The sequence below is a fragment of the Vibrio ouci genome (genome assembly GCF_004551525.1).
Classification (GTDB): Bacteria; Pseudomonadota; Gammaproteobacteria; order Enterobacterales; family Vibrionaceae; genus Vibrio; species Vibrio ouci.
On sequence record NZ_SATR01000212.1, the window covers coordinates 1 to 1067 of the forward strand.

Genomic DNA, 1067 nt, shown 5'->3' on the forward strand with positions numbered 1-1067 from the left:
AGTATTGTCGGCCTAAATTCTTGAATCTCTCAGCCCGTAAAACATCCCAATGTTCGTGGGTTGCTTCATTGTCAGGTCGTTGCGGTCGGTTTTCTGTTTAACTGGCTTAAAGTCGCTTTTAGGTTCTTTGCCAAGTAGCATTTCGGTTGGTCGCCTTTGTCTGTCAAGTTGGTTTTAGCCTTGTGGTTTGCTTCAGAAAACTAGTTAGAAATAGCAGTTCTTTCTCAAGTAAATCATATGTTTATGGTAAAACATAACAATAAATTTAAGCAGATTCGCAACGCTTGGCTTTTTTGGTTTGAATCGGCTTTAGCGTTTACGGTACAATACTTTAGGTAGGTGGCAGCGCTGCTCACTACTTAATTTGGCGTTATAACTCTAGGGAGCAAGGATGAACATCTATGAAAATCAATAAGGTACATATAGCAAAGTGTCATTGTGGTGCAGTTGAGCTTGAGCTTACATTGCCAAATGGATTAGAAGATCCTCGTCGTTGTTCATGTTCAATGTGTCGAAAACGTGGTGCCATTGCGGCTTCGGTTTTGTTAGAAAATCTAAAAATTGTCAAAGGTGAAAATAACCTGACTCTCTATCAGTTTAACACGATGACAGCTAAGCACTTTTTCTGTAAAACGTGCGGCATATACACTCATCATCAAAGACGTTCCAATCCACATCAATATGCAATTAATGTTGCGTGTCTTGAGGGCGTAAATCCTTACGAGCTTGAACCCGTGAAGATCTATGATGGAATTCATCATCCAAGTGATAAAATTGGTTTGTAAGTGCCTTATTTGAGGCGAGTTATAACAAACAATTTAAGAGTGATTCAGCACGCGTGGCATTTTTGGCATGCGTTGGTTTTTGGTGTTGAAGTGCTATGCAGCGGCTTGGTCATTGCGTGCTTCACACCTTAATTGGGCGTTAGTTGCCAAAGAAGACAAATTAACTAAATCAGCAAGTTTAGGGCTAATGTCAGTGTGTTGTTCTAGGTTTCTGTCTTCGCCTTTTAGATTATTGGTTTCGATAAAACAGTGCTTTGGTTGGTGATCGGTTTAGATTTTCTG

1 protein-coding gene is annotated in these 1067 nt (G+C 40.0%); it reads left to right on the forward strand.

From position 1 onward, the window contains the following. Positions 1 to 401: 401 nt before the first annotated feature. Complete coding sequence (locus tag ELS82_RS25210) at positions 402 to 785, forward strand: GFA family protein (RefSeq protein ID WP_134837793.1); 384 nt, start codon at positions 402 to 404, stop codon at positions 783 to 785. Positions 786 to 1067 lie beyond the last annotated feature (282 nt).